The 22,674-nt window shown below is 37.1% G+C and carries 18 protein-coding genes; 8 read left to right on the forward strand and 10 right to left on the reverse strand.

The annotated features are described in order from the left end of the window. Nucleotides 1-14 precede the first annotated feature (14 nt). From DB895_RS13220 to DB895_RS13235, 4 genes are all read right to left on the reverse strand, one after another. Nucleotides 15-422: a DUF1003 domain-containing protein gene (locus DB895_RS13220; protein ID WP_116725845.1), complete on the reverse strand. Its 408-nt coding sequence runs from the start codon at nucleotides 420-422 to the stop codon at nucleotides 15-17. Nucleotides 423-529: 107 nt separating this feature from the next. Next, nucleotides 530-850 carry a YbaB/EbfC family nucleoid-associated protein gene (locus DB895_RS13225; protein ID WP_116725846.1) on the reverse strand — a complete coding sequence of 107 codons (321 nt, stop codon included), beginning with the start codon at nucleotides 848-850 and terminating at the stop codon, nucleotides 530-532. A gap of 199 nt (nucleotides 851-1,049) precedes the next feature. After that, a complete protein-coding gene (locus DB895_RS13230; RefSeq protein ID WP_116725847.1) occupies nucleotides 1,050-3,863 on the reverse strand; it encodes a starch-binding protein in 2,814 nt (937 codons plus the stop codon). A 258-nt stretch (nucleotides 3,864-4,121) separates the two neighbouring features. Then, on the reverse strand, nucleotides 4,122-5,324 hold the full coding sequence (locus tag DB895_RS13235; protein ID WP_116725848.1) for an aminotransferase class I/II-fold pyridoxal phosphate-dependent enzyme: 1,203 nt from the start codon (nucleotides 5,322-5,324) through the stop codon (nucleotides 4,122-4,124). A gap of 160 nt (nucleotides 5,325-5,484) precedes the next feature. Between DB895_RS13235 and DB895_RS13240 the strand changes: the two genes are divergently transcribed. The 3 genes from DB895_RS13240 (at nucleotide 5,485) to lpdA (ending at nucleotide 8,174) form a co-directional block, all read left to right on the forward strand. Beyond that, nucleotides 5,485-5,946: an Lrp/AsnC family transcriptional regulator gene (locus DB895_RS13240; RefSeq protein WP_116725849.1), complete on the forward strand. Its 462-nt coding sequence runs from the start codon at nucleotides 5,485-5,487 to the stop codon at nucleotides 5,944-5,946. Nucleotides 5,947-6,025: 79 nt separating this feature from the next. Next, nucleotides 6,026-6,622: a DUF1579 domain-containing protein gene (locus DB895_RS13245; RefSeq protein WP_116725850.1), complete on the forward strand. Its 597-nt coding sequence runs from the start codon at nucleotides 6,026-6,028 to the stop codon at nucleotides 6,620-6,622. A 148-nt stretch (nucleotides 6,623-6,770) separates the two neighbouring features. Next, on the forward strand, nucleotides 6,771-8,174 hold the full coding sequence (lpdA, locus tag DB895_RS13250) for a dihydrolipoyl dehydrogenase (protein WP_116725851.1): 1,404 nt from the start codon (nucleotides 6,771-6,773) through the stop codon (nucleotides 8,172-8,174). Nucleotides 8,175-8,250: 76 nt separating this feature from the next. Here lpdA and DB895_RS13255 read toward each other — a convergent pair whose 3' ends face one another. Together DB895_RS13255 and DB895_RS13260 are read right to left on the reverse strand one after the other, a co-directional pair. Further along, nucleotides 8,251-8,625: a DoxX family protein gene (locus tag DB895_RS13255; protein ID WP_116725852.1), complete on the reverse strand. Its 375-nt coding sequence runs from the start codon at nucleotides 8,623-8,625 to the stop codon at nucleotides 8,251-8,253. 217 nt (nucleotides 8,626-8,842) lie between these two features. Beyond that, nucleotides 8,843-9,736, reverse strand: a complete 894-nt coding sequence (locus tag DB895_RS13260; protein WP_116725853.1) for a DUF4349 domain-containing protein — start codon at nucleotides 9,734-9,736, stop codon at nucleotides 8,843-8,845. A 292-nt stretch (nucleotides 9,737-10,028) separates the two neighbouring features. On the opposite strand from DB895_RS13260, the gene DB895_RS13265 reads away from it, so the two are divergent. The 3 genes from DB895_RS13265 to DB895_RS13275 all read left to right on the forward strand — a co-directional run bounded on the left by DB895_RS13265 (nucleotide 10,029) and on the right by DB895_RS13275 (nucleotide 14,790). After that, a complete protein-coding gene (locus DB895_RS13265) occupies nucleotides 10,029-11,324 on the forward strand; it encodes an anthranilate synthase component I family protein (protein ID WP_116725854.1) in 1,296 nt (431 codons plus the stop codon). 113 nt (nucleotides 11,325-11,437) lie between these two features. After that, nucleotides 11,438-12,751, forward strand: coding sequence for a tRNA lysidine(34) synthetase TilS (tilS, locus tag DB895_RS13270; protein ID WP_116725855.1), 1,314 nt, complete (start codon nucleotides 11,438-11,440; stop codon nucleotides 12,749-12,751). Further along, nucleotides 12,751-14,790: a protein-disulfide reductase DsbD family protein gene (locus DB895_RS13275; RefSeq protein WP_116725856.1), complete on the forward strand. Its 2,040-nt coding sequence runs from the start codon at nucleotides 12,751-12,753 to the stop codon at nucleotides 14,788-14,790. The genes tilS and DB895_RS13275 overlap by 1 nt, the downstream gene beginning before the upstream one ends. 115 nt (nucleotides 14,791-14,905) lie before the next feature. On the opposite strand, the gene secA is transcribed toward DB895_RS13275, so the two are convergent. The 4 genes from secA to DB895_RS13295 all read right to left on the reverse strand — a co-directional run bounded on the left by secA (nucleotide 14,906) and on the right by DB895_RS13295 (nucleotide 20,181). Beyond that, entirely contained in the window at nucleotides 14,906-18,262 is a 3,357-nt protein-coding gene (secA, locus tag DB895_RS13280) for a preprotein translocase subunit SecA (RefSeq protein ID WP_116725857.1), read from the reverse strand. 90 nt (nucleotides 18,263-18,352) lie between these two features. Next, the gene (locus DB895_RS13285) at nucleotides 18,353-18,574 is read right to left on the reverse strand and encodes a DUF2795 domain-containing protein (protein ID WP_007138072.1); all 222 of its coding nucleotides are present in this window, start codon (nucleotides 18,572-18,574) and stop codon (nucleotides 18,353-18,355) included. A gap of 274 nt (nucleotides 18,575-18,848) precedes the next feature. After that, nucleotides 18,849-19,418, reverse strand: a complete 570-nt coding sequence (locus tag DB895_RS13290; RefSeq protein WP_116725858.1) for a cob(I)yrinic acid a,c-diamide adenosyltransferase — start codon at nucleotides 19,416-19,418, stop codon at nucleotides 18,849-18,851. Between the two features lie 76 nt (nucleotides 19,419-19,494). Next, nucleotides 19,495-20,181 (reverse strand): ABC transporter ATP-binding protein, encoded by a 687-nt coding sequence (locus DB895_RS13295; RefSeq protein WP_116725859.1) that lies wholly within the window; start codon nucleotides 20,179-20,181, stop codon nucleotides 19,495-19,497. Between the two features lie 320 nt (nucleotides 20,182-20,501). Between DB895_RS13295 and DB895_RS14320 the strand changes: the two genes are divergently transcribed. Together DB895_RS14320 and DB895_RS13305 are read left to right on the forward strand one after the other, a co-directional pair. Beyond that, nucleotides 20,502-21,170 (forward strand): hypothetical protein, encoded by a 669-nt coding sequence (locus DB895_RS14320; protein ID WP_166426983.1) that lies wholly within the window; start codon nucleotides 20,502-20,504, stop codon nucleotides 21,168-21,170. Nucleotides 21,171-21,427: 257 nt separating this feature from the next. Next, nucleotides 21,428-22,537: a T9SS type A sorting domain-containing protein gene (locus DB895_RS13305; protein ID WP_116725860.1), complete on the forward strand. Its 1,110-nt coding sequence runs from the start codon at nucleotides 21,428-21,430 to the stop codon at nucleotides 22,535-22,537. Nucleotides 22,538-22,674 lie beyond the last annotated feature (137 nt).

The following is a 22,674-nucleotide window of genomic DNA, read 5'->3' on the forward strand; positions in this document are numbered from 1 at the left end:
TTGATAATTTATGTTTATTTTTTCAACTCTTCCAGCAGGGTGATAATCTTGTCTAATTTTTCTAGCTCAATTCGGTTGAGTACTACGGTTAGAGCTTCAATCTCTTTTTTTGCATCAATATTAGTTTGGTAATCTGCTTTGGCTTGCATTCGATCCCTTTCATTTTGCCGGTTTTGGGACATCATGATTATGGGGGCTGCGTAGGCCGCTTGTGTCGAGAAAAGAAGGTTGAGCAATATAAACGGATAAACATCCCAATGATACATGAAGCCAATAAGGTTTAGTCCCATCCAAAGGATGACCAGAATGGTTTGAATGATAATGAATTTCCAAGACCCCATACCTTTGGCCACCACATCTGCTAAACGGCTACCAAAGCTCAATGTTTCAACGTGTTTTTCGTGCCAGTTTTTTTGATTCATCGTATCGATTTAGGTTAGTTTTGGGGTTAATTGGTTGAGTTTTTGATGATTTTTTTATATTAAGGATTAAAATTTTGATTACAGTTAAAAAGTTTAAACCTTATTATTTATTTAAACAAATCTTCCATTCCCGGTATCATTGGAATATCTACCTTAGTCACGGCATCTAATTCGGCTTGGTTTACGTTGGAGGCTTTTTCGATGGCTTTGTTCAGCACCACGATCAAATAATCTTCCAGTTGTTCCTTATCTTCCAGTAAGGCATCGTCAATGGTAATGCTTTTTATTTTTCGGTTTGCGGTCAAAGTCACTTTCAATTTGCCGTCATTGCTTTGTTCGTCAATTAGAACGTCATCTAAACGCTTTTTGGTGTCTTCTATTTTTTGTTGGGTTTCCTTCAGTTTGCCCATCATTCCCATTAAATCCATTTTTGTGATTTTAAAATTATTGAATTGCAAAATTACGACTTTGTGGAATCATTTTCAATTAAATTTTTTTGATGATGAACGGATTTGAAAAAGAAAAGTTTGAAAATAGTCAGTTAACAGTAATTTTTGTGCAAGTGAATGTAAAAAAATAGAGGCAACCTTATCACTAAAGTTACCTCTATTTTTAGAACTGTTTTTTTTATTTTTTAATCACCTGCTTGATGATTGTTTTTCGGCCTTCGGTAATCATTTTTATGATGTAGGTGCCTGCTGCCAAATCTTTCATTTCAATTTGTTGGTTGCGAACGCTTTGAAAGGATACCAAGCTCCCTTTTATATCGAAAATTCCTGCTTCACTCACTTTGTCTGTAGATTGAATAAGTAATGTTCCGTAAGTAGGATTAGGATAGAGGATTAGCTCATTTGCGATTTGAAAATTGTTTTCAACTGCAAGTACCGGATTGAAAGAAGAATCAAACCATTTGTCTGTAGTAATTCCCGTTAAATCGATACTTTGGGCGTTTCCGGCTGCGTTTCTAAAAATGACGTTCACCGAGGTAATTCCTGTGAAAGTGTAGGAGTACCAGCCATCAGCAGTTGCAGTCATTGGAATAGACTGCGCCCAAGTAATGGTAGGAACGCTACTTGCAGGAACGGCATTCCAATAATAAATTTTAGGGATTCCCCAAGTTGCTAACGGTTTGAAATAAACGGTGATTGGGGTAATGGCGCCAATCGTAAATTTTTGAGATGCCGTGCTTTGGTTCCCATCCATGTCTACTGTTAATATGTTAAAAGTAGTCGTGGCCGTAATGTTGATTGTTTTTGTTGAAACAAAACTTGCAGATGAAGTTGTAGGCGTACTCCCGTCTGTAGTATAATATACTTTTGGGCTAGGATCTGTGGAATCTGTGGCGGTGATTTTCACGTCTATTGGAGTAGCAGAATAATTGGTAGCCGGTTCAAATGCGATTTTTGGGGCAACATCTAAATTTTTACCAACCCAAACGTGTTGGATTTTAGATTTGGTTACATTTCCTTTTTTATCGGTAACTTCTACGTAATAATCCAATAATTTTTCTGATATTCCGGCAATTTCAGCGTAATATTGATTTGCAATTACTTCGGGTAACATATATAAATCGGCCTGAGTGCTACTCATCACATTTCCTTTTGGGAAAATACGTTCCGTCATAGGTAAAGTAACCCAGCTTCCCACTTCGCTTCCTCCAGCATAAATATCGTTGTGGTTAGAGTTTGGACTGTTTTTACCATCGGTATCCACTCTGTATTTTAATTCTGATTTTTGAACTCCGCTTACATCATATGCGAAAGTATAAACAGTGAAATCAGCAGAATTCAGGAATTCTTTGTACCCATAAGGTGCTCCAAACCCTTTTTCTCCAGGATTGTAAGGCCAACGTTGGGGGATAAATACAGATGGCTTTGTATTGTCAACTCCCGGATGTGCATCCAAGGTAGGTTTTGCAAACTGCACACATCTATTTACTGCAAGTGTAGTTTTTATTTCTAAATCCTCGGCTAAACCATAATAGGCGTTTCCACTGTCATAACCAGCCATCAAAAAATGCCAAGCTTTTTCCGCTGGACTTATTGCTGCGGTTGGGTTTACGATTTCACTCGTGCGAAGATTGCTTCCTTCTAATTGCTCCGCCATAATAGCATGGTTTTCTCCTGCAGTAGTAATCGCCTGATTCATCATGTCTTCTGTCCAGCCCGTTGGATTAAATTTATAGGTTATTCCTGTATAGAAAGGCCATAACCAGTTGGTAAATTGTGGGTGTCCAAAATCGCCGTCGGCATTTACCCATGCGCCATCTTCAACGTGAACCACTTCAGTGTCTGCTACAGGATGATCTTTTAAATATTGTGGAATAGTGGTAGGAACTATTCCTGTGGCTGCTGCTGCATGAGAAAACCCTCTAACCGATTCGTCATAATAAGAGGATCCTCCCCCCCAAGCGTTGTCTCCATCATGGGCAAAAAGAACAAAAGGAGGTCTTGGTGAAGTTGATGCCTTAGCAACAATAGGATCTAGTAATGTGGTACCTATAGCTGCGTAGCCGTCTTCATAACTTTCATAATCAGCCATTGGAACAACGGTGATTTTATATTCTTGTGCCGTTTCAGGATCAATATATTTTGATTTGTAAGGCAAATAGCTGTATGGAATTGCAAATTGACCTCCACGGGCATCTTTTTGAACTGAAATCCAAGTGTTGCCTTTGGTATCTACTTGATCTGCTTTGTTTGGAACATCACACATGGTACCACCATTTCCATATTTTATAGGATAATCAGATAATGTACGAGATAAATGGCTGTTGGCAATTACCGACCATTCGATACCGCATTCTGTCAAAGTCTTGATGATTCTTTCAGAAAAAGCACATTCTGCTGGCCAATATCCTTTGGAATCGTGAGAGCCAAATAATTGTGCCGAATAATATTGGTGTGCTTTTATTTCTTTTTTCAATGCTTCGTCACTCAGCAGAGGGGAAAGGGCGTGGTGCATCGTGAAAGAGACTACTTCCATGCGAGAAAATCCTTCAGATGTTTTCCATCCTTTTGCATCTTTAATGTTTTGGATCCAAGAGGGAGAATACCCCCACTGGTTCGCCTGTGCCAGTTCATTTACGTTTTCCATCAATGAGCCTCCATAGGTAATTTGGGCGCCGGCTTCTGATAAATCTTTAATGGAACTAATGGCGTTTTTAGGCGCAAATTGGTATGCTGCAACTCTGTCGCCAACTCCAAATATTTCCTGAAGATTATTGGTAGGATGCGCTAATCCATTGATGTCATTGTTTCCTCCTGAGGTCTTTAAATCTTGGGATTCTTTAACCATTTGGTATCGATTGGGGTTTTTCTTGCTGATGTCTCCCCAATAAGTGGGTTGATGTAAGTGCCATAAATAAGAAGTGTGAACTTGTGCATTCGAATTGAAATAGCAAACAGAAAGCACAATCAAGAGTAGTAGTTTCTTTTTCATTTTTTTTGGTTATTGTTGTTTGGTGGTCTATAATTCTATAAAAATAGGAAAAATTAAGGCTAATATTATTTATTTTCTCATGATCGACTAACTATAACGTTTTAGTGTTTATAACTTTTTCTTAACATTTAGATCGATATGAATTTGAAATTAATTTTGCAATAATGAATACCATTACAATAAAAATACCCCCGAATAGAGTCAAAATTTTTGGGAAAGTATATGTTTTTTACAGAGCATTAATAAATGCTAAAAAAATCACAAAATACCCAGTTCTACCATGCAGTTTTTCATCATTTGGTAGGTACGTTCAATATCATTATCCAACCCTATGGAAAGTCGAATCAATCCGTCAGTCAGCCCCATGGATGCTTGTTCTTCTGAAGGGATTTCACTCGAGGTGGAAGTTCCTGGAGCGCTAAACAAGGTTTTGTAAAATCCTAAACTTACTGCGAGATAGCCTAGGTTTCGGGATTGCATCAATTCCATCAGTTCGTTGGCATTGCCTAAAGTTCCCACATCCAGCGTCATCATGCCTCCAAAACCATACTCACGATTAATCATAGTGCTGTATAACTCGTGGCTCGGATGGCTTTTCAATCCGGGATAGACAGTTTTTAGCCCGTCTTTTTCAAAACGTTCGGCTAGGTACAAAGCATTGTAGCTGTGCTGTTTCATGCGGATATGCAAGGTGCGCAGGTTTTTCATCACGCTGGCAGAGCGCAAACTGTCCATTGTTGGTCCCAAAAGCATGCTTGCCCCATTGTTCACATTTTTTAAACTATTGATGAATTCGCGAGAGGCACAGGTAACGCCAGCCACAGTATCACTGCTTCCGTTGATGTATTTTGTTAAACTGTGAATCACAATATCAGCCCCTAATCGCGCGGGCGAAACTGATAATGGTGAAAACGTATTGTCAACCACCAATTGTAAATTATGTTTCTTGGCAATGATGGACAAACGAGCAATATCGGCCACTTCCAATAAAGGGTTACTGACGGTTTCGCAATACAAAACTTTCGTTTCGGGTGTAATGGCAGCTTCCACCACATCGAGTTTGGTGATGTCTACAAACGAGGTTTTAATACCAAAACGGGAAGCAAAGTTTTTAAGGAAAGCGTAGGTTCCACCATAAATGGTTCTACTAGAAACAACATGATTGCCTTGGCTGCAAAGTTGTAAAAGGGTAGGCGAGATGGCTCCCATTCCTGATGCCGCAACATTGGCTGCTTCCGTACCTTCCATAGCCGCCAAAGCTTGATCCAAATATAAATTGCTGGGCGAGGCATGGCGGGAATATAAATAGCAACCTTCAGCATGGCCTTCAAAAGTGTCAAACATGGTCTTAGCGGAAAGGAATGTATAGGTGGAACTGTCCGATATGGAAGGGTTGACACCACCAAATTCTCCAAAGTATTGTAGGTCTTGAATGTTATCAGCAGGATTGAAATTTTTCATATTATTGGATTTAATAGTTCGAAATTCATTTTTTAAAGATTAAAAATCAATAGATGTATTAAAATTAAGTTTATTTTAAATTAAAAATAAATTTTAGTAGATAAATATTCTAAATTTGTTTGAATAAGTACATTTTTTTAGTTTTTTTAAAACCACCATCATGAATTTAGACTCAACAGATAAAAAATTACTCGGAATGCTTCAGGAAGATTGTAAAAAGACGACAGCAGCATTGGCAATAAAACTGAATCTTTCCGTAACTGCCGTCTATGAACGCATCAAAAAGCTGGAACGGGAAGGCATCATCGATAAGTATGTTGTCCTACTCAATCGCACTAAAGTAGAAAAGGGATTTGTTGTTTTCTGTCACATCAAACTCATTCAGCATACCAAAGAATTCCTGACTAAATTTGAAAAAGAAGTCATCAAGCTCAAAGAGGTTTTAGAATGCCATCACGTGAGTGGCGAATATGATTATATACTGAAAATTGTGGTGAAAGACATGGAGGCCTATCGGGAATTTCTGGTCACAAAGTTGACTACTTTAGACCATATCGGAAGCACACACAGCACATTTATGATAAGCGAAGTAAAAAGCACTACGTCATATAATTTATACTAAAAATTATTTGATTTTTAGTATTTTATGTAAAAAAAATATTTAGTAACTTTATGACTAATAACCAATTAAATATAATATTATGAAAAAAATATTCTTATTGACGGTTTTTATGGTTGCTTATTCGGTGAATCTTCAGGCTCAGGGAGCCAGTAAAGAAGAAATGATGAAATCGTGGCAAGCCTATATGACACCGGGTGAGGTGCATAAAATGTTAAATAAATACAACGGCGTTTGGTCAGAAGAAGTAACCATGTGGATGGATCCTTCTGCGCCACCTACCAAAAGTAAAGCCAAAGCGAGTAACAGAATGATTTTTGGAGGTAGATATCAAGAGTCCAAACATGTAGGAACTATGGATGGAAAACTATTCGAGGGAATGTCTATTTTAGGCTATGACAATGCAAAAAAAATGTTTCAAAGTACCTGGATAGACAACATGGGAACAGGAATCATGTATATGGAAGGAACCTGGGATGAGGCTTCGAAAACCATCCATTTTAAAGGGACATGTGTTAATCCAAGTAATGGTCAGGATATGATGGTTCGAGAAGAATACATGATTATTGATAACAACAACCATAAATTAGCAATGTATATGACTATGCCGGGACAACCCGAAATGAAGTCTATGGAAATTATGCTCAAAAGGATGGGAAAAATGCCATCAAAAAAATAAGAAATAGTTTTTAACTTAATAAATAAGGCAGTTGAGGTATTCGCTGTCTTTTTTTATTGAAATTACTAAATAAACAATCTTCTTTATAAACAAAATTCATTAATTTTGTGCCACAATTTTTTAAAAAACACAACAAAATAAATATACAATGAGTTCATTTGACGTAGTCATTATAGGTTCTGGCCCCGGCGGATATGTATCAGCCATTCGTTGTGCACAACTGGGTTTTAAAACCGCTATTATCGAGAAATATTCCACTTTGGGAGGCACTTGTTTAAACGTGGGATGCATTCCTTCAAAAGCTTTGTTGTCTTCATCTCATCATTATTCAGAAATTACCCATTTTGCCGATCACGGAATAGAAGTTTCAGGCGAGGTAAAAGTAAATTTGGAGAAAATGATTGCGCGCAAACAGGCTGTTGTTGACCAAACTTCGGGGGGCGTAAAATTCCTTATGGATAAAAATAAAATCACGGTTTTTGAAGGTTTGGGGTCCTTTGTTGATGCTACCCATGTGGCTGTTGCCAAAGTTGATGGCACTTCAGAAACTCTGGAAGCCAAAAACATCATTATTGCAACAGGGTCTAAACCGTCATCGTTGCCATTTATCAAAATAGATAAAGAACGAATCATTACTTCTACCGAAGCCTTGAAGCTGAAAGAAGTGCCAAAACATTTGGTAATCATAGGAGGAGGCGTTATCGGAATTGAATTGGGTCAGGTTTATTTGCGATTGGGGGCACAGGTTTCTGTAGTGGAATTTATGGATAGAATCATTCCAGGAATGGATAGTTCGTTGTCTAAAGAATTAACGAAAGTATTGAAAAAACAAGGCATGAAATTCTATGTTTCCCATAAAGTGAAATCTGTAGAAAGAAAAGGAGATGTAGTCGTCGTTCAAGCCGAAAATATAAAAGGGGAAACCGTTACGTTAGAAGGTGATTATTCTTTGGTATCTGTAGGTCGCCGTCCATACACTAATGGATTAAACGCAGAGAAAGCAGGAGTAAAGCTATCGGAGAGAGGAATGGTTGAAGTGAATGACCATTTACAAACAAATATTTCGAATATATACGCCATTGGTGACGTTGTACGGGGTGCCATGCTCGCACATAAAGCAGAAGAAGAAGGGACTATGGTTGCCGAAATCTTGGCGGGACAAAAACCACATATCAATTATAATTTGATTCCGGGTGTTGTTTATACCTGGCCAGAAGTGGCTGCAGTAGGGCAAACCGAGGAGCAATTGAAAGCCTCTGGAGTAGAATTTAAATCCGGAAGTTTCCCGTTTAAAGCTTTAGGTCGCGCTCGTGCTAGCGGAGATTTGGATGGGTTTGTGAAAATTCTTGCCAATGCAAAAACCGATGAGGTTCTTGGTGTGCATATGATTGGAGCCCGTTGTGCCGATTTAATCGCTGAGGCCGTAACTGCTATGGAATTTAAAGCCTCTTCCGAAGATATTTCCAGAATGAGTCACGCACATCCAACATTTGCAGAAGCAATCAAGGAAGCCGCACTAGCTGCTACAGATAATAGAGCATTACATGTGTAATTCAGATTTATTATAGAAAGAAACCCGTTTCGACACATTGTGAAACGGGTTTTTTTTATTTATAATTATTGATAATTTACATCACAAACAAACTTTTATAATTCGTCCAATAGCTGTAGATTAGAAATAAGTTTCCCAAAAAGACGAATAGTGCAATGGGAAGGTTTTCAGGTGTCATGTATAAATTAATTAATAAAATATTCAATGTAACTGGTAAAATCATGATGTTGGCTAATGTGACAAAGCGTCCAGAAACATATGCTATTCCGCAAAGTAATTCCACCGTTTTTGCCAAGGGCATTAAATAAGTCGATGCGATTAAACCCACTTGGAAAGCCTTGAAATCACCTGTTGTCACTGGTTCAGGCATTAATTTTAAAAAAAAACTGATAGATGCAAATAGCAAAAGCAGTCCTATTAAAGTTCGGATAATAATAGTAGTAATTTTCATAATATATTATTTTTATTGGTTAAATTAAGATAGTCGTAAAACTGTTTGTTTTCGTTCCTTTTCCCAAAAGTGTATGAAAACTAATAGAAATGTTCACTAGATAATAGTGCATGTTACTAAATAAATGCCCAAAATCAAAACGTCAAACTTAAAAAAGTTTTTAATTCATATCAAATATAATTATTTTGAAATAAATAACCTTCAGTTTACGAGTGGTTTATGTTTTATTTTTAAAATATTTTCTGTAAACAAAAAATCCGATACTACTTAGTACAAATAACCACCAAAGTTGAATTAGAAAAACAATTGTTTCTTGCAGGATATACCAACCCCCTTTTAAAGCATCAACAATTTGCAAACCCATATTGGGTTGAAAGGAATATTTATCTTTTTCATTGGCAACGATTTCCCGTTTGATGCTGTCCCGTTGGTAAAGTACAAGTGTTAGCGTGCTAAAACTCACTTGATCTTGCAGAGACAGATTTTCGATTTTTTGATTGTCATTTTGTTCTTTTTGGCTTGCCAAATTCGTTTCGGCATCAATAATATCATTTATTTTTTTGCCTTTCTCATCAATTGCTTTTTCTATTCTTCTTTCGATGAAACCACTTCTTTTTTGAGCGTATTGATTCGAAAGTAATTTTAGGGAAACATCATCAGCTTTGATGACGCGGTAATCCAGAAAGTCAATTTGCTTTGCTATCGTTTTTATGACGGTGTCGAGTTGAGTGTTGGGAACTCGAATGGTAATGTTATTTTCGACAGCATATTTAGTGGTTTCTAAAATGCTGTCTTGACTAATTTTGGTTTCAATTCGTTCGTTTACGGTACTTTGTAAATTGGTATAGGTCACATATCCGCCAAATGTATTGACTGTGTTTTCAATGGTATAGGTTGATTTTGCAACGTTTTTTACTTTAAATTTTAAATCGGCAGTTCGAATAAATTTCTGGGTTTCCCCTTTTCTCTCGACTGCTGCAGATGACGATATGCTGTCACTACTTTGAGTGTTAGCCATGGCCTCTTCATTCAAGGATTCTGCTTTTTTACAGGAAAATAGGACTGCGATAAGGAGTAATGCCACTACGCCTAATTTTGCAATTGTTTTCATATGTAGTTAATATTTGTTTTTTAAATGAATATGGTATCGCCAATTTTCATTATAATTTGTGATTTTGAATCTTGGCGATTTCATAAGAAATAGAATTTAGTATTGATTAATAAATGGGTTACATAAGTGGTGAACGGGTAAAATGCAATACGTAGTTTTCTATCAATAGTCGAATCAATTTAGGTGAAAGTTGGTGTTTGATTTGTAATAAAAATCATGCCATTAATTTTTTAACTCGATTTCTTGGATGGGATTTTTTTATTGTAATTTTGAAATCTAAAATAATTAGTTTTTGAGAGTTTCAATTTCCAAGTCAATTTCCAAGCCATTGGCGTTTAAAGAACAACTGTTGTCTTGGTCGCAACAATTTCGTGAAGTGGTTTTTCTTGATAGCAATTCTGAATATAATCATAATCAAAAATTTTCCAGTTACGATTGTGTTCTTGCTGTAGACGCATTTACTTCCATAAAAACGGACTATCATAATGCTTTTGATGATTTAAAACAATACCAGCAAACTACCAAGGATTGGCTATTTGGTTATTTGACCTATGATTTAAAGAATGACGTAGAGGTCTTGCAATCCAATAATTTTGACGGATTGAATTTTCCAGATTTATTTTTTTTTCAACCCAAAAAACTATTTTTATTAAAAGGAAATGAACTCGAAATCCAATATCTAAACATGTGTGACGATGAAATGGAAGAAGATTTTGAAGAAATAGTTAAAAGTCTAACGTCGAAAGCCGAAAGTCATGACGGAGTAACCATTGAACAACGAATTTCGAAGGAGAATTATCTCGCTAAAGTATCAAAAATATTGGCTCATATTCATCAGGGTGATATTTATGAAGCCAATTTTTGCATGGAATTTTTTGCAGAAAATGCCACAATAAATCCAGCGGAAAAGTTTCTGAAACTCAATGAAATTTCCCGATCGCCATTTGCCGTTTTTTTTAAAAATAACAACCATTTTTTGTTGTCCGCTTCACCAGAACGCTATTTAAAAAAGGAAGGCGAGCAACTGATTTCCCAACCTATCAAAGGAACATCCAAGAGATTTTTGGACCCTAATGAAGACGAAAATTCAAAAATTCAATTGACCTTGGATCCAAAAGAACGTGCCGAAAACATTATGATTACAGATTTGGTTCGCAACGATTTATCCAGAACAGCTCAAAATGGTTCTGTCGCAGTTCAAGAATTGTGCGGTATCTATTCGTTTTTACAAGTCCACCAAATGATTTCAACCATAACTTCTAAAATAGACAGCCAATACTCCGTTATTGATGCGATTAAAATGTCTTTCCCGATGGGAAGCATGACGGGAGCACCCAAATTTTCGGTGATGAAAATTATCGAAACTCTTGAGGAAACCAAACGCGGTTTGTATAGTGGCGCAGTGGGATATTTTACTCCAAATGGCGATTTCGATTTTAATGTGGTTATCAGAAGCATTTTATACAATCAGGAACATCAATACGTTTCGTTTTCTGTAGGAAGTGCCATCACTTCACAATCTGTACCCGAAAAAGAATATGAAGAATGTTTGTTGAAGGCGAAAGCGATGCTCGAGGTATTGAGCTAAAATCTAATGAAACCTACATAAAAGGGGTTTTACTTTCCTATTTGAAATGAAAAGCGGGTTTTTGACAACCAAAAATTAAATGATTATTTCGCGAGAAATAATTACTTTTGAGAATGCTAGAGAAATTTAAAATCCATATTGCCCAAAATTTCCCGTTTTTTGACGGAAAAAAAATGCTTCTTGCCACTAGTGGTGGCTTGGATAGCATGGTTTTATTGCATTTATTTCAGCAATTGTATTTTGACATCGCCATTGCGCATTGCAATTTTCAGTTGCGCGGAATAGAAAGTTTTGGAGATCAAAATTTTGTTCAGAATTATGCTTTAGTAAATACGATTCCCATTTTTGTAACCCAATTTGACACCAAAGCTTTTGCAGCGGATTATAAAATTTCCACCCAAGTTGCGGCTCGGGAGTTGCGCTACAATTGGTTTTATGAACTTTTGGAAACTGAAAAATATGATTTTATTCTAACGGCGCATCATGCCGACGACAATCTGGAAACCTTTCTCATAAATCTAAGCAGAGGGACAGGATTAGAGGGCTTTACAGGGATTCCGCAACAAAATGATAAAGTGATCCGACCGATATTGTCCTTTTCCAGACAAGAAATTGAGAATTATGCCAAAGAAAATGGGATTCAGTGGAGGGAGGACAGCAGTAATGCTTCGGATAAATATTTGAGGAATAAAATTAGACACCATTTAATCCCCATCTTAAAAGAGTTGAATCCCAATTTTATTTCCTCGTTTCAAAAAACACAAAACTATTTGCAGGAAGCCCAAGTGATGGTCGAAGATGCCACAATCATGATTTACCAACAGGTAGCAAAGGAACAAGGCGATGGCACTATTCATTTCGATTTAAAGAAGCTACAACAATTGCCTAATTTTAAATCGTATTTGTACCAGTGGCTGAAAGAATACGGATTTTCCGCTTGGGATGACATTTATGATTTGGCAGAAGGTCAATCTGGGAAACAGGTGTTTTCTGCTGAATTTCGATTGTTGAAAGACCGGAACTTTTTAATTTTGAGTCCAGTAAATTTTGTTACGAATGAGAAAGAATTTCTCCTAGATAAAGAGCAGCATGAAGTTAATATTCCCTTAAAACTTTCATTTTGTAAAGTGTCCGACATTTCTGCAGTTTCAAATTCAGCTATCTTTGTGGATGAAGATAAATTGCAATTTCCTTTGCTTTTGCGAAGATGGAGAGAAGGCGATTATTTTCAACCTTTTGGAATGGAAGGAAAATCAAAAAAAGTGAGTAAATTTTTTAAAGACGAAAAATTGTCGTTGCTAGAAAAAGAAAACGTTTGGATTTTATGTTCCAATGATCAAATAGTTTGGATTGTTGGTATGAGACAGGACGACCGTTTTAGAATAGAAAATACGACTAAAAACATACTAAAAATACAATTGGGATAATGAAGAACGTTATTTTTATACTCCTTTCATTTTTGGCTTTTGCCAATGGGAACGCGCAAATTTTGGATCCCGTTAAATGGACTACTAAAATTGAACAAAAATCAGATAAAAACTATCTGCTCACTTTTAACGGAGTCATTGAAAAGGACTGGCATATGTACTCCCAATTCACTCCAGATGGAGGCCCGCTCCCTTTGGAAGTATTGTTCAAAAATCAAAAAGGAAATTTCAATTTGGTTGGCAAAGCAAAGGAAAGTAAAACCACTACGGCGTTTAACGACATTTTTGAGGTAAACGAAACGTACTTTACCAAAAAGGCACAAATCCAACAGGAGATTATTATCCTAAATACAAAGATTTCGAAAATAGAGGTCAACTTGAATTATCAGGTTTGCAAGGAGGTTTGTATTAATTTGGAAAAGAAATTTACGTTTGATGTTCCTATTGCTATCCTTGCAGCTCCCAATGTGGAAATGCCAGTTGCAAAAACTGATACTGCAAAAGTGAATGCTACAGCCATTGACACGACAACTCTGAAGTCAAAAGCCAATCAATTAGCTCCCGAAGTAATTGATAAACCGAGTAGTTTGATGCAATCTGAGCCAAAATCTCAAAAAGGGTTGTGGACTATATTTTTCATTGCCTTTTTATCCGGATTTGCGGCATTACTAACGCCATGTGTTTTTCCGATGATTCCCATGACGGTGAGTTTTTTTACGAAACATAGTAAAACAAAAGCCAAAGGGAAAAGAAATGCTATAATTTACGGAATTTCTATCATCGTGATTTATGTCGTATTGGGGCTTTTAGTGACCTGGATTTTTGGTGCCGATGCCTTGAATAAATTATCCACTAATGTATGGTTTAATATCATTTTCTTTATTCTATTGGTTGTTTTCGCAGCTTCGTTTCTTGGCGCTTTTGAAATTATGTTGCCGCATTCGTGGGCAAATAAAGTCGATAAGCAAGCTGATAGAGGAGGGATTGTTGGAATATTATTTATGGCATTGGCACTTGCCATCGTTTCATTTTCGTGTACAGGACCCATTGTGGGAACGCTTCTGGTTGATGCCGCTTCTAAAGGCGGAATTGCGCCCGTCATCGGGATGTTTGGTTTTTCGTTCGCCTTAGCTTTACCCTTTATGCTTTTTGCCTTATTCCCAAGCTGGTTGCATACGTTGCCCAAATCGGGTGGATGGCTCAATACCGTAAAAGTATTTTTAGGATTTTTAGAATTGGCTTTGGCCTTCAAATTTTTGTCCAATGCCGATTTGGTTTTGCAATTGCATTTATTGGAAAGAGAAACATTTCTGGCTATTTGGATCGCCATTTTTGGGACATTGGCATACTATCTTTTCGGAAAAATTACCATGCCTCATGACAGCCCGCTGTCGCATATTTCGGTGGGGAGGTTGCTGGTGGGATTGTTGGTTCTGTCTTTTACGATTTACTTAATCCCGGGAATTTGGGGCGCGCCACTAAAATTAATTAATGCTTTTCCCCCTCCAATGGAATATAGCGAAAGTCCTTTCGGGATTGGTAATTCCAGCGAGGGAAGCACCCCTGATGCTGTTTTGCCTGACGGGGCTCAATTTGGTCCGCATAAATTAGTGGTTTTCGACGATTATGACAAGGGATTGGCTTACGCCAAAGCGGTAAACAAACCCATTATGCTCGACTTTACGGGATTTGCCTGCGTCAATTGCAGAAGAATGGAAAATAATGTTTGGTCCGACGGTCGTATTTTGCCTATTTTAAAAGATGAGGTGGTCGTGATTTCTTTGTACGTAGACGATAAGCGGGAGTTACCAAAAGGCGAAATGTATCTTTCTAAAACGACTGGTTCAGAAATTGAAACGATAGGTGACAAGTGGGCTGATTTTATGATTTCAAAATACAAAACGAATACGCAACCCCTATACGTTTTGACTGACTTAAATGGGAATAGCCTAAATACTGAAGTTCCAACGATAAGTTATGTTGGCGTTGCCGAATATGAAAATTGGTTGAAAGAGGGAATTTCAAGGTTTAAAAAGTAAATCCAATAACGGTTTTCAGTTAATGATTTTTTTCAAAAACGAATTGGTTGTTCTATAAAAAATCCCCAACTGCTTTCACAATTGAGGATATAGTATAATGATTTAAGGTATAAGATTACTCGTTCACAATCACCCATTCGCCAGAATGCAATAGGCTTTCCGCTTTCTTGTATTTCATGGTTTCAGATTTACCGCTCAAAATGTGTTTGATTGTAACACTGTCATTGCGATTGATTTTAGGCATTTCCCGCACTATAGTTTCTGTAACCTGACGTTGTTGGGTTTGTCCTGCTTCACGGTTTTGTTCAGCAAGCGTGTCGCTATTTGGAACTTCGTCCTTACTCGTTTTGTAATCTTCCTTCTGGCGCACTACTTTGGCTTCCTGAATTGCAGGGGCTTGCTGTGCTGGTAAATCGCCTTTGAATAGGAAGGAAATCACTTCTTTGTTTACTCCATTCAACATGGAGCTAAACAAGTTGAACGCTTCAAATTTATAGATTAGTAATGGGTCTTTTTGTTCGTGAACCGCCAATTGAACCGATTGTTTCAACTCATCCATTTTACGCAAATGCTTTTTCCAAGCTTCATCTACGATTGCCAATGTGATGTTTTTCTCGAAATCGGCAACTAATTGTTTTCCGTGAGATTCGTACGCTTTTTTCAAATCAGTAACCACATTCAACGATTTTATTCCGTCCGTAAAAGGAACTACGATACGCTCGAACTGATTGTTTTTGTCTTCATATACGCCTTTTATAATAGGGAAAGCTTCTCTGGCACTTCGTTCCGTTTTCTCGGTGTAAAATTCTAAAGTTGCTTTGTAGACTTTTCCGGTCAATTCTATTTCAGATATTCTCTCAAATTCACTTTCCGTAACTGGGGAAGTGATGGAGAAATAGCGAATCAATTCGAATTCGAAATTCTTGAAATCCCGTGCCTGTTTGTGTGCTTCAACAATTAACTCACAAGTATCGTACATCATGTTGGCGATGTCTACTTTCAAGCGTTCTCCATGCAAAGCATGACGACGGCGTTTGTAAACCACTTCACGTTGTGCGTTCATTACATCATCATATTCAAGTAAACGTTTACGTGTTCCAAAGTTGTTTTCCTCTACTTTTTTCTGAGCCCGTTCAATAGATTTGGTCATCATCGAATGCTGAATCACTTCACCTTCTTTCAATCCCATTCGATCCATTACTTTGGCCACTCTTTCAGAGCCAAATAGACGCATCAAGTTGTCTTCCAAAGAAACATAGAACTGAGAACTTCCTGGGTCACCCTGACGGCCTGCACGACCTCGTAGCTGACGATCGACACGACGCGAATCGTGACGTTCCGTTCCTACAATCGCTAAACCTCCGGCAGCTTTCACTTCTGGGGTTAATTTGATATCCGTTCCACGACCGGCCATATTGGTTGCAATAGTTACAACCCCAGCTTTTCCAGCTTCCTCAACAATTTGGGCTTCTTGTTTGTGCATCTTCGCATTCAACACGTTGTGGGCTACACCGCGCATTTTCAACATTCGGCTCAATAATTCTGAAATCTCTACCGACGTGGTTCCAATTAAAACAGGTCTTCCTGCTTTAGTCAATTCGGTTACATCCTCAATTACGGCATTGAATTTTTCACGAGTGGTTTTATAAATAAAATCTTCTTTGTCAATTCTTGCCATTGGGCGATTGGTTGGAATTTCCACCACATCCAGTTTGTAGATTTCCCAAAGCTCTCCCGCTTCCGTAACCGCTGTTCCAGTCATACCCGCTAATTTGCTGTACATCCTGAAATAATTTTGCAGGGTTACCGTTGCAAATGTTTGTGTTGCTGCTTCAATTTTCACATTTTCTTTGGCCTCAATCGCTTGGTGTAATCCGTCAGAATAACGGCGTCCATCCATGATACGACCAGTTTGCTCATCAACAATCATAATTTTATTGTCCATGATTACATATTCCACATCTTTTTCAAAAAGCGTGTAGGCTTTAAGTAATTGCGTCAAGGTGTGAATGCGTTCGCTTTTGATGGAGAAATCTTGGAACAATTTTTCTTTTTCTTCTGCTTCCGCATCTTTGTCTAATTTTTTCTTTTCGATAACTGAAATTTCTGTTCCAATGTCTGGTAGCACGAAGAAATTACTGTCGGCCGAATCGGAGGAAAGGAATTTGATTCCGTTATCAGTCAATTCTACTTGGTTGTTTTTTTCTTCTATAACAAAATATAGGGCTTCGTCAATAAGATGCATGTCCCGATTGTTGTCCTGCATGTATTGATTTTCTGTTTTTTGAAGCAATTGTTTGATGCCTTCTTCACTCAAGAATTTGATCAAGGCTTTGTTTTTTGGTAAAGCTCTGTAGGCTCTTAGCAAATTGAAACCGCCATCTTTGGTATTTCCTTCTTTCACCAAACGTTTGGCTTCGGTCAAAAAACCATTGGACAATTGTCTTTGAAGACTTACCAAATTGTCGATTTTTGGTTTCAATTCATTGAATTCGTGGCGATCCCCTTGCGGTACTGGGCCAGAAATGATTAAAGGGGTACGGGCATCATCAATCAAAACCGAGTCGACCTCATCGACAATGGCATAATTGTGTTTTCTCTGTACCAAATCCTCTGGCGAATGAGCCATATTGTCTCTTAAATAATCGAAACCAAATTCGTTATTTGTTCCGTAAGTGATATCTGCTTCATAGGCTTTTCTCCTGTCATCCGAATTGGGTTGGTAATTGTCGATACATTCTACAGTCATTCCGTGAAATTCGAATAATGGCGCTTTCCACGTGCTGTCACGTTTGGCCAAATAGTCATTTACAGTAACCAAATGCACTCCGTTTCCGGTCAAGGCATTCAAATACAATGGCAATGTTGCTACTAAAGTTTTTCCTTCACCCGTTTGCATTTCGGCAACTTTACCTTCGTGCAAAACCATTCCGCCAATCAACTGAACATCATAATGCACCATGTCCCAAGTGATTTGCTTTCCGGCAGCATTCCATGAATTAGCCCAAACGGCGGTATCTCCAACAATGTTGATGTATGCTTTTGTAGCCGAAAGTTCGCGATCTTTTGCTGTAGCAGTAACAACAAGTTGGGTATTTTCTTTAAAACGTTTTGCGGTTTCTTTAATAACGGCAAAAGCATCAGGAAGAATTTCGGTCAATGTTTTTTCAGAGATTTCGTAGGCCTCTTTTTCAAGAGCATCTATAGCGGCATAGATGTCCTCTCTCTTGTCGATGTCTTCAATGTTTTCTACTTCAAGTTGAAGTGCATAGATTTTAGCGTCTTTTTCGGATCTAGCCTGTTTAATTTTTTCTTTAAACTGAGTTGTTTTTGCTCTAAGCTCATCGTGGGATAATCCCTCTAAAACGCTCTCTATCGCTCTGATTTTAGTGATATTTCCCTGAAGGGCTTTAACGTCTTTTTGAGATTTATCTCCTACAAAAACTTTTATGATACTATTTATGAAACTCATGGGGTTGTATAATTTCTTAATTTATAAAGTGTGCAAATTTAAACAAAAAAAAAGCCTCGGGTGAGACTTTTCATCGGTTTTAATATTTTTTTAATATTCATCCTCATTCCAAAGATAATCTTCGTCAGTTGGATAATCAGGCCAAATTTCTTCCATTGACTCATATATCTCTCCTTCGTCCTCTATAGATTGTAGGTTTTCCACTACTTCTAGTGGCGCGCCTGCTCTAATTGCGTAGTCGATAAGCTCATCTTTGTTAGCCGGCCAAGGCGCATCGCTTAAATAGGATGCTAATTCTAATGTCCAATACATCTTATTTCGATTTTAATTTATGCAAAAATAAATTTTTTACTCACAAAGTCAAGTAAATTTCGATTTATTTTAAAAAAAAGTTAAGAACGTTTTATTGATTGCTGATTTTTGATTGCTGATTTTTGATTTTAGATTTTAAAAAAAAGAGTATTTGCAATTTTAAACCACTTATAGCCATTTGATTAAACTTTATTTTGATTTTTAGATAAATATGAATTGCTTGGCAAGTTCGTTATCGTTCGTATCAAAAATCGTCACTCTTTACTCTAAAATTCTATTTCCGCGGGATCCATTTTACTTCCCCTGCGTTCAAATCCGATGACAACTTTCGTGCCAAGACAAAAAGGTAGTCAGAAAGGCGGTTAAGGTATTTGATTGCGATTTCCGCTACGGGTTCATTGTGGCTTAAATGAACGGCCAATCGCTCGGCACGGCGACAAACGCACCGCGCAATATGACAATATGACACGGTTGTGTGTCCGCCAGGTAAAACGAAATGGGTCATTTGTGGTAATGAAGCTTCCATGGCGTCGATTTCGTTTTCTAATAATTCGACATCACTCTCGATGATTCCGAGTTTTTGAAGGCGCAGTTCGCCATTTTTCAACACCTCTTTTTCTGGAGGGGTAGCAAGTATGGCGCCAACAGTGAACAAACGATCCTGAATCTCAATAAGAATGTCTTTGTAATGCAAATTCATTTCTTGATCGCGTATTAACCCGATATGGGAATTCAATTCATCAACAGTGCCATAGCTTTCTATTCGAATGTGGTCTTTTGGCACTCGCGTTCCTCCAAAAAGGGCTGTGGTTCCCGTATCTCCGGTTTTGGTATATACTTTCATTTTCAAGTTTATTTTGGGATTGGGTTATTTTGGGATTCAATTATCAAATAACCGCACAAACAAATAACCAAATCGACTATTTTGTTAGATCGCTCTCAATCATTCCGTCTCTTAAGCGTATGATTCTGTCAGCATAATTCGCGATTTCTTCCTCGTGCGTGATTAGAATTACCGTGTTTCCCAGTTTGTGAATGTCACTAAATAATTTCATGATTTCTTCGGACGTTTTGCTGTCCAGATTCCCGGTAGGTTCATCAGCAAGGATGATGGAAGGTTTATTGACCAAGGCCCTTGCAATGGCCACCCGTTGTCGCTGTCCGCCAGAAAGCTGGTTGGGTTGATGATCCATCCGATCCCCTAAATTTACTTGCTCCAAAACTTCTTTGGCGCGTATATTTCTTTCCGATTTGGAATAGCCTGCATAAATCATCGGCAAAGCCACATTGTTTAACGCGGAGGTTCTGGGCATGAGGTTAAAAGTCTGGAAAACAAAACCAATTTCTTTATTGCGAATTTCAGCCAGTTCATCATCGTGCATTTGACTTACGTCCTTTCCGTTGAGGATATAGGTGCCGGAAGTTGGTGTGTCCAAGCATCCCAAAAGGTTCATTAAGGTTGATTTACCGGAACCTGAAGGTCCCATAAGTGCCACATATTCTCCCTTTTTTATTTCTAAATTAACCCCTTTAAGTACATAAACAATCTCGTTTCCAAGTACAAAATCGCGTTTGATGTTGGTTATTTTTATTAATGGATTTGACATTAGGAATGCTGTTTTTTTAGATTTTAAAAGTACAAAAGACTTTTGAATTAATCATAAGTAGTATAGAATACATTTTTGTTACAGTAATTATCCTGTAAATGCAGTGGTTTAGTAGTCAATTGGATTAGTGATTTTTTTCTATTTCCATAAAATAAATTCTAATTGAAGCATTACATAATTTTTAAAATAAATTATATAATTATCATTTTTTATTTTTATTATCATAATTAATTGTATTTATTATATAATTTTTGTTTAAAAATTGAATATAATATAATTCAATTTACTTTTGACAAATAACATTTAACAAGACTATGATTATGGAAGGTAAAAAAGTAGTATTAGGAATGGCGTTAATCGCCTTGGGGTTTACATCATGTAAATCTGAAAAAGAAGCAGAAGCACAGAAAACCGTTGAGACCTATGTGGTTTATGTCGATTCATTAGGAAATATTCCTGCTCAAGATGCCAAACTTAATTGGGAAGTAATTAATGCATCTTATGAAATGAGAACTAGTGAAGCCGATGCTGCTCTTGCCAATTTAAAAAATGCTGAAAAAATGCAAGAACGAATTAATGCCAGCCGAACAAAATATGCTGAATTAAAAGCCCAAATGGAAGCAGAAGCGAATAAAGTGGCAGCGGCAACGCCAAATCCCAAACAACAACTTAGAAATGCTTTGTTTGGAGAAGGTAAAATTGGGGAAGACATGAATTTTAATTGGGTAAATGCAGCCAATATCCATAGTGTTTACCAACAATTTGTGCATACAGCTGAAGATAACAAAGACAAATATTCCAGAGAAGACTGGGATGAAGTGAAGTTAATGTATGAAGCATTAGACAGCAGAAAAAATACAGTTGAAAAAGAGGGACTTTCTTCTGAAGACAATAGAAAAATTGCTGGATTGAAATTGAAATTTGCTCCAATGTATACCTTAAATAGAATGGGAGCAAAATCGTCTGAAATGGCTAAGGCTAAAGAATAATTATTTGGTTAATTTAATATGGGGAAGATGGCAGCCAGCAATGGTTGCCATTTTTTTTTACGTTCAAGAAATTGGTATTGTAGTTGTTGCATCGTTTAATAAATTGTTTAAAAAGACAGCATATTTGTATCGTTTTTTTTAATAATAATTTATGTTTAAAAGGTTTAATATCAGTATATTATTTGTAATTTAGTGGTGTTGTTTGTTGCGATTTATTTTTAATTATTTTGTAATTTATTAATTTAAATCCTATAAAAATGAAAAATAACAGCGCTTTTCTGGTTTTCATTCTGTTTGTTGAAACCTTGTTTGGGCAAATACTAGTAAGAAATGAAAATTGGCCCAATCCAAACTGGACGGTAACTGGAGAATACAGCCCGCAAGCCTTAGTGTCAAATCCAACATTGAATCCCAGTTTGTCCTACGATACTGCCTTAGTAACTCCTTCTGGAACTTCAACTTTATTGGAGGTAACTTCTCCCTTTTTTAATTTGCAACCTGCTTTCGATGGGAATGAAAAATTTCTTAAAATCAGTTTTACTATTGCTTATACCACTTATGCTAATGATGTTCTTTATATTGAGTTTTGGAATGCAGACACCAGCAGTTGGACTTTATTCCCGGAAGGATCTGCTCCCTTGGCAACTGTTGGAGATTTTAAAACCTGTACATTTGATTCTATCTATTCTTTAGTGAATGCCTATTTGGATTTTTCGTCTTTCACGGGTAACCAATTGCAAAATTTCAGATATCGATTTGTAGTTGACGGAACAAGCGCTGAAATTGCGGGTGTATGCGTTAACTCGGTATTTGTTAGTTCTCTTTCTTGTGAGGCGCCTACTGATTTGAGTCTCATATCCGTTTTTCCTTTTCAAGCCACCATCAATTGGACTGGCAACGGTTCCGGAACGCAATATTGGGAAATGGAATTTGGACCCAAAGGATTTTCTTTAGGTACGGGAATGCTGTTTCAAACTAACTCACCTGCACCGTATACCATTTATGGGTTAACACCCAAAACAAGCTATGATTTGTATTTAAGAAAAGATTGTTCCGGCTTTGACCAAGCCGTTCTAAGTGATTGGGTTGGTCCACTATCCTTTACAACGGCTCCTTTGGGAATGGATGGGTTTAAACTTGAAGGTGTTACATGGTTTCCAAATCCAACTCAAGGAGAAGTAAAAATAGATGCTTTGGATGCGATTAATGAATTTAAGATAATCAATTTGCGAGGTCAAGAATTGATGAAAATACAAAATAAACGTTCCAGTTTAAATGTGGATTTGTCTTCTTTTAGAAACGGATTATATGTAATGAGAATTTCGACAGATAAAGGTACCGGAGTTTACAAAATCATTAAAAATTAAAATTCAATGATGCTAACTGTGTAATGTCTGGAATAAATGGGATATGAAATTGTTTAAAAGAACCCGTTGGGTGTAATTAAATTGTTTGATTTTTAATATTGTTTATTGGCCTGTCAAATATGAATTTATTGATGTAT

Source organism: Flavobacterium psychrotolerans, assembly GCF_003097635.1.
Classification (GTDB): Bacteria; Bacteroidota; Bacteroidia; order Flavobacteriales; family Flavobacteriaceae; genus Flavobacterium; species Flavobacterium psychrotolerans.

Bases quoted from the DNA above. Each gene is read 5' to 3' on its own strand.
- DB895_RS13220 (WP_116725845.1), bottom strand. From the start codon at position 422: ATGAATCAAAAAAACTGGCACGAAAAACACGTTGAAACATTGAGCTTT.
- DB895_RS13225 (WP_116725846.1), bottom strand. From the start codon at position 850: ATGGATTTAATGGGAATGATGGGCAAACTGAAGGAAACCCAACAAAAA.
- DB895_RS13230 (WP_116725847.1), bottom strand. From the start codon at position 3,863: ATGAAAAAGAAACTACTACTCTTGATTGTGCTTTCTGTTTGCTATTTC.
- DB895_RS13235 (WP_116725848.1), bottom strand. From the start codon at position 5,324: ATGAAAAATTTCAATCCTGCTGATAACATTCAAGACCTACAATACTTT.
- DB895_RS13240 (WP_116725849.1), top strand. From the start codon at position 5,485: ATGAATTTAGACTCAACAGATAAAAAATTACTCGGAATGCTTCAGGAA.
- DB895_RS13245 (WP_116725850.1), top strand. From the start codon at position 6,026: ATGAAAAAAATATTCTTATTGACGGTTTTTATGGTTGCTTATTCGGTG.
- lpdA (WP_116725851.1), top strand. From the start codon at position 6,771: ATGAGTTCATTTGACGTAGTCATTATAGGTTCTGGCCCCGGCGGATAT.
- DB895_RS13255 (WP_116725852.1), bottom strand. From the start codon at position 8,625: ATGAAAATTACTACTATTATTATCCGAACTTTAATAGGACTGCTTTTG.
- DB895_RS13260 (WP_116725853.1), bottom strand. From the start codon at position 9,736: ATGAAAACAATTGCAAAATTAGGCGTAGTGGCATTACTCCTTATCGCA.
- tilS (WP_116725855.1), top strand. From the start codon at position 11,438: ATGCTAGAGAAATTTAAAATCCATATTGCCCAAAATTTCCCGTTTTTT.
- DB895_RS13275 (WP_116725856.1), top strand. From the start codon at position 12,751: ATGAAGAACGTTATTTTTATACTCCTTTCATTTTTGGCTTTTGCCAAT.
- secA (WP_116725857.1), bottom strand. From the start codon at position 18,262: ATGAGTTTCATAAATAGTATCATAAAAGTTTTTGTAGGAGATAAATCT.
- DB895_RS13285 (WP_007138072.1), bottom strand. From the start codon at position 18,574: ATGTATTGGACATTAGAATTAGCATCCTATTTAAGCGATGCGCCTTGG.
- DB895_RS13290 (WP_116725858.1), bottom strand. From the start codon at position 19,418: ATGAAAGTATATACCAAAACCGGAGATACGGGAACCACAGCCCTTTTT.
- DB895_RS13295 (WP_116725859.1), bottom strand. From the start codon at position 20,181: ATGTCAAATCCATTAATAAAAATAACCAACATCAAACGCGATTTTGTA.
- DB895_RS14320 (WP_166426983.1), top strand. From the start codon at position 20,502: ATGGAAGGTAAAAAAGTAGTATTAGGAATGGCGTTAATCGCCTTGGGG.
- DB895_RS13305 (WP_116725860.1), top strand. From the start codon at position 21,428: ATGAAAAATAACAGCGCTTTTCTGGTTTTCATTCTGTTTGTTGAAACC.